Origin of the sequence: Kitasatospora sp. NPDC059146, assembly GCF_042786665.1 — a bacterium.
Taxonomy (GTDB): domain Bacteria; phylum Actinomycetota; class Actinomycetes; order Streptomycetales; family Streptomycetaceae; genus Kitasatospora.
In genome coordinates, this window is the sequence record NZ_JBHZCY010000238.1 from 1 (window position 1) to 5,540 (window position 5,540).

4 protein-coding genes are annotated in these 5,540 nt (G+C 72.3%); 2 read left to right on the plus strand and 2 right to left on the minus strand.

Features of this window, described 5'->3' with window-relative positions; translation table 11 throughout:
* Positions 1 to 37 precede the first annotated feature (37 nt).
* Positions 38 to 1,390, minus strand: a complete 1,353-nt coding sequence (locus ACFXPX_RS43345) for a class I SAM-dependent RNA methyltransferase (RefSeq protein ID WP_375893134.1) — start codon at positions 1,388 to 1,390, stop codon at positions 38 to 40.
* A 392-nt stretch (positions 1,391 to 1,782) separates the two neighbouring features.
* Positions 1,783 to 3,864 carry an APC family permease gene (locus ACFXPX_RS43350; protein ID WP_375893046.1) on the minus strand — a complete coding sequence of 694 codons (2,082 nt, stop codon included), beginning with the start codon at positions 3,862 to 3,864 and terminating at the stop codon, positions 1,783 to 1,785.
* 241 nt (positions 3,865 to 4,105) lie between these two features.
* Here ACFXPX_RS43350 and ACFXPX_RS43355 point away from each other — a divergent pair, with 241 nt between their 5' ends.
* Together ACFXPX_RS43355 and ACFXPX_RS43360 are read left to right on the plus strand one after the other, a co-directional pair.
* Positions 4,106 to 4,774, plus strand: coding sequence for a potassium channel family protein (locus ACFXPX_RS43355; RefSeq protein WP_375893044.1), 669 nt, complete (start codon positions 4,106 to 4,108; stop codon positions 4,772 to 4,774).
* Positions 4,774 to 5,445 (plus strand): potassium channel family protein, encoded by a 672-nt coding sequence (locus tag ACFXPX_RS43360; RefSeq protein ID WP_375893042.1) that lies wholly within the window; start codon positions 4,774 to 4,776, stop codon positions 5,443 to 5,445. The genes ACFXPX_RS43355 and ACFXPX_RS43360 overlap by 1 nt, the downstream gene beginning before the upstream one ends.
* Positions 5,446 to 5,540: the final 95 nt, after the last annotated feature.

A 5,540-nucleotide genomic window follows, 5' to 3' on the forward strand; every position in this document is an offset into this window, starting at 1 on the left:
GGGTGCCGCCTCCTCGGCCGTTACGGCAGGCTCGGACTCAGGCCCCGGCCGGCTCCAGGATGGCCACGCACTCGAAGTGGTGGGTCATCGGGAACAGGTCGAAGGCCCGCAGCGAGACCGGCCGGTAGCCGCCCTCGCGGAAGAACTCGAGGTCCCGGGCGAGCGCCGCCGGGTCGCAGGCGACGTACGCGATCCGGCGGGCCTCCAGGCCGACCAGGTGTGCGACGGTCTCGCGTCCGGCGCCGGCCCGCGGCGGGTCCAGCACGATCAGGTCGGTGGCGGTGATGCCGGTGCGCGGCAGCAGCGTCTCGACCCGGTCACACTCGATCCGCACGTTGTCCAGCGCGGCCAGGTTGTGCCGGGCGTCGACGACGGCCTGCTTGGCCGACTCGATGCCGAGCACCGCGCCGTCCTCGCCGACCCGGTCGGCCAGCGCGCCGGCGAACAGGCCGACGCCGCAGTACAGGTCGAGCGCGCTCTCGCCCCACTGCGGGTCCAGACCGTCCAGCACCGCGTCGACCAGGGTGTCCGGCGCCTCCGGGTGGATCTGCCAGAAGCCGCCGTTGCTGATCCGCCAGGTACGCCCGGCGGCCCGCTCGCGGACGAAGCCGCGCCCGTGGACCTTGTGCGCGTCGCCCTGGTCGTCGATCCGGGCGATCGACACCGGCTTGTCCAGCTCGACCAGCGGCAGCTGGGCGCCGTCGCGCGGGGTCAGCACCACCTGGCGGTCCGAGGAGCCGCTCGCGGCGATCGCCTCGACGCTCGCCACCCCCGGCCAGTCCCGGGACTCGATGCCGAGCTCGGTGACGCCCTCGGCGGCGATCAGGCAGCGGTCGATCACCTGGACGTCGTGCGAGCGGTGCTTGCGCAGACCGACCTTGTCGCTCTCCGCGTCCACCGTGTACTGCACCCGGGTGCGCCAGGCCGGCACCTGCCCGGGCGGCAGCTTGCCGCCGACCGGCTCGACGCTGCCGTCCCAGCCGGCCTCGGCCGGGGTCAGCCCGGCGAGCTTCGCCAGCTGCTCGGTCAGCACCGCGGCCTTGAGCTTGCGCTGCCCGCCGGGGGTGACGTGCTGCCAGTCGCAGCCACCGCACTTGCCCGGACCGGCGAACGGGCAGGGGGCCTCGATCCGGTCCTTGGCGGGCTCCAGCACCTCCACGGCGTCCGCGCGCAGGAAGCGCGAGGTGGTGGTGCCCTCGGTCACCTGCGCGACCACCTTCTCGCCGGGCAGCGCGTGCCGGACGAACAGCACCCGCCCCTCGTGCCGGGCCACGCAGTGCCCGCCGCCGTGCGCGACCGGGCCGACCTCGACCTCGTAGCGCTCGCCGACCAGCGGGTCCCCGGACGGGGCCTGCGCCCGCTGCGGTCGCGCCGCGGCCGCGCCGCGCAGCGCCTTCGGCGGCCGCACCGCCTGCTTGCGCGGCGCCTTCCGGGCGGCCCCGTCCGCGCCCTTCCCGTCCTGGGCGCCCTTCCCGTCGCGGGCCGGCTTCTCACCCCGGGCCGGCTTCTCGCCCCGGGCGGGCTTCCCGTCGCGGACGGGCTTGTCACCCCGGACGGGCTTCTCGCCCTGGGCCGGCTTGGCGGCCCGCACGGGCTTCTCCTCCGGGGCCTCCCCCGGCACGACCGGCGCGGTGCGCGCCGTCAGCCCCTCACGGTCGGTGGCTTCCGGCCGGTGCGGCTTGCCCCAGCGCGGCCGGGCCACCTGCCCGGGCTGGGAGCCGCCCCGACGGGCGCCCTTGCCCTTGCCGGAGGCGCCGGAGGAGCGGGGCGGAGTGTTGCGCGTCACTGGGAGGAGTCCTTGCTGCGGTCGGGAGTGGCACCGGTGTCGGCACCGGTACGGGCGGAATCCTTCGACTTTACGGCCTTCGGCGCCCTCGGCTCGCCACGACGGACGGATCCGGGCGCCGACCAGGCCTTCTGCGGCCTGCGCCGCTCCGAGGACTCCAGCTGCCACGGCACCGAGGTGACCATCACCCCGGGCTTGAACAGCAGCCGCCCCTTGAGCCGCAGCGCGCTCTGGTTGTGCAGCAGGTGCTCGTACCAGTGGCCGACCACGTACTCCGGGATGTAGACCGCGACCACGTCCCGCGGGCTGCTGCGCCGCAGGTTCTTCACGTAGTCCAGGACCGGCCCGGTGATCTCGCGGTACGGCGAGTCCAGCACCTTGAGCGGCACCTCGATGCCGCGCTCGTCCCACTCCCGCCGCAGCGCCGCCGTGTCCGCCGGGTCGACGTTGACGGTGACGGCCTCCAGGGTGTGGGCGTGGGCCAGCCGGGCGTACGCGAGGGCGCGCAGCGCGGGCTTGTGCAGCTTGGAGACCAGCACGATGGCGTGCACCCGGGTGGGCAGCACCACGTCGTCCGGCTCCTCGGCCGCGATGAGCTCCGCGGAGACCCGGTCGTAGTGGCGCCGGATCCCCTTCATCATCACGAACAGCACCGCCATCGCGGCGATCGCGATCCAGGCGTGGCCGATCTTGGTGACCAGGACGACGATCAGCACGGCCATCGTCATCACCAGGCCGAAGCCGTTGATCGCCCGGCTGCGCTGCATGTGGCGCCGCTTCGCCGGATCGGTCTCGGTGCGCAGCAGCCGGGTCCAGTGCCGGATCATGCCGGACTGGCTCATGTTGAAGGAGACGAAGACGCCGACGATGTAGAGCTGGATCAGCCGGGTCGGGTCCGCGTCGAAGGCGATGATCAGCAGGATGGCGGCGATGGCCAGCAGGATGATGCCGTTGGAGAAGGCCAGCCGGTCGCCGCGGGTGTGCAGCTGGCGGGGCAGGTAGCGGTCCTGGGCGAGGATCGAGCCGAGCACCGGGAAGCCGTTGAAGGCGGTGTTGGCGGCCAGCACCAGGATCAGGCCGGTGACGGCGGCGACGAAGTAGAAGCCGGGCGTGAAGTTGTTGAAGACGGCCTCGCTGATCTGCGCCAGCGCGGTCTTCTGGTGGTAGTCGGGGCCGGAGCCGACCAGCTGCTCGGCCGGGTTCTCGGCCATCTGCACGCCGGTGAGCCGGGCCAGCCAGATGATGCCCATGAACATCACCACGGCGATGCTCGCCATCATCAGCAGCGTGGTGGCCGCGTTCTTGCTCTTCGGTTTGCGGAAGGCGGGCACGCCGTTGGAGATCGCCTCCACGCCGGTGAGCGCGGCGCAGCCGGAGGAGAAGGACTTGAGCAGCAGGAAGACCAGCGCGATCCCGCCGAGCGAGTCGTTGCCGGGGATGGCGGCGAGGTGGAAGCCGGAGCTCTCGGCGGGCATGGACTGGCCGAGCACGAAGTGCCGGAAGACCCCGTAGCCGACCATACCGATCACGCCCGCCATGAAGGCGTAGGTGGGCACCGCGAAGGCGGAGCCGGATTCGCGCACCCCTCGCAGGTTCATGCCCATCAGCACCACGACCACGACCACCGAGACGATCATCTCGTGGCCGCGCAGCGCCGGGACGGCGGAGACCACGTTGGCGACGCCGGAGGTGGTGGACACGGCGACGGTGAGCACGTAGTCGACCATCAGGGCCGCGGCGACGACCAGTCCGGCCGCCGGCCCGTGGTTGACGGTCGCCACCTCGTAGTCGCCGCCCCCGCTGGGGTAGGCGTGCACGTTCTGCCGGTAGGAGGCGACGACGGCGAGCATCACGACCGCCACCACGAGGCCGATCTGCCAGGAGAAGTGGATCGCCGAGACGCCCGCGATGGAGAGCGTGAGCAGGATCTCCTCAGGGGCGTACGCGACCGAGGAGAGCGCGTCCGAGGCGAAGACGGGCAGCGCGATCCGCTTGGGGAGGAGCGTCTCCCCCAACTTGTCACTGCGCAGGGCGCGCCCGATCAGAAGGCGTTTCGGAAGGTCAGTCGGCATAGGCACGTTAAGGAATCGTAGGGGTATCCCGACGCGGCTTGCGCCGTTTATCCCCCCCTTCGTCGCGACTGTGTTCGGTGGACCGGCTAGCGTGTCGGATACGAGTCGGTGGGCAACACTCTGGTTGTCGAGCGGAGTCCGGCCGACGCCCCACGAGAACCCTCGCCCCGGAACGTCCGGGCGGGAAAGGGAGATGAACGGTGTTTGCGCAGGTCAAGACCCCTTCGGGACGGGTGAGGTAGCGCCGGTGCACATCGTCATCATGGGCTGCGGCCGCGTGGGCTCGGCCCTCGCGAGAACGCTGGAGAAACAGGGCCACTCGGTGGCCGTGGTCGACCAGGATCCGACCGCATTCCGCCGGCTGGGCGCCGGGTTCAACGGGCGCCGGGTGACCGGGGTCGGTTTCGACCAGGACACCCTGCGCGAGGCGGGCATCGAGGAGGCCGGCGCCTTCGCCGCCGTCTCCAGCGGCGACAACTCCAACATCATCGCTGCCCGGGTCGCCCGGGAGACCTTCGGCGTCGAGAACGTCGCGGCCCGGATCTACGACCCCCGCCGCGCCGAGGTGTACCAGCGCCTGGGCATCCCGACCGTGGCGACGGTCCGCTGGACCGCCGACCAGATGCTGCGCCGACTGCTGCCGAGCGGCGCCGAGCCGCTGTGGCAGGACCCGAGCGGCAGTGTGCAGCTGGCCGAGGTCGCGTACCACCCGGACTGGGTGGGGCAGCGGATCGGCCGCCTGGAGGAGGCGTCCGGCGCCCGGGTGTCGTTCGTCACCCGGCTCGGCGAAGGGATGCTCCCCTCGCCGCAGATGGTGGTGCAGGAGGGCGACCTGGTGCACGTGATGCTGCGCCGGGCCGACCTGACGGCGGTCGAGGCCGCGTTCGCGCAGGGGCCGAAGGAGGAGGGTCACTGATGCGGGTCGCCATTGCCGGGGCCGGTGCCGTGGGTCGCTCGATCGCGGGCGAGCTGCTGGAGAACGGTCACGAGGTCCTTCTGATCGACAAGAACCCGAACGCCATCTCGGTGGAGCGGGTGCCCATGGCGGAGTGGCTGCTGGCCGACGCCTGCGAGATCACCTCGCTGGACGAGGCGGCGCTGCAGCGCTGCCACGTGGTGATCGCCGCGACCGGTGACGACAAGGTCAACCTGGTCGTCTCGCTGCTCGCCAAGACCGAGTACGCGGTGCCGCGGGTGGTCGCCCGGGTGAACAACCCGAAGAACGAGTGGCTCTTCAACGAGTCCTGGGGCGTGGACGTGGCCGTCTCCACCCCGCGCCTGATGTCCGCGCTGGTCGAGGAGGCCGTCAGCGTCGGCGACCTGGTCCGCCTGATGCGGTTCAGCCAGGGCAACGCCAACCTGGTCGAGCTGACCCTGGCCGGCGAGGCCGAGCTGGTCGGCACCCGGGTGGGCGACGTCACCTGGCCGCCGGACACCGCGCTGGTGAGCATCATCCGCGAGGGCCGGGTGCTGGTGCCGGCCAAGGACGACACCCTGGAGGGCGGCGACGAGCTGCTCTTCGTGGCCGCGCAGGAGCGCGAGGAGGAGCTGGAGCAGCTGCTGTCGGCGACCTCCGGCGCCCAGTAGGCAGGCGCACGGCGAACGCGCCGCAGCGGACGCCCAGCGGCGAACGCGAGTACGGCCGAGGGCCCCCCAACCCCACCCGGGGGGGGGGCCCGCGG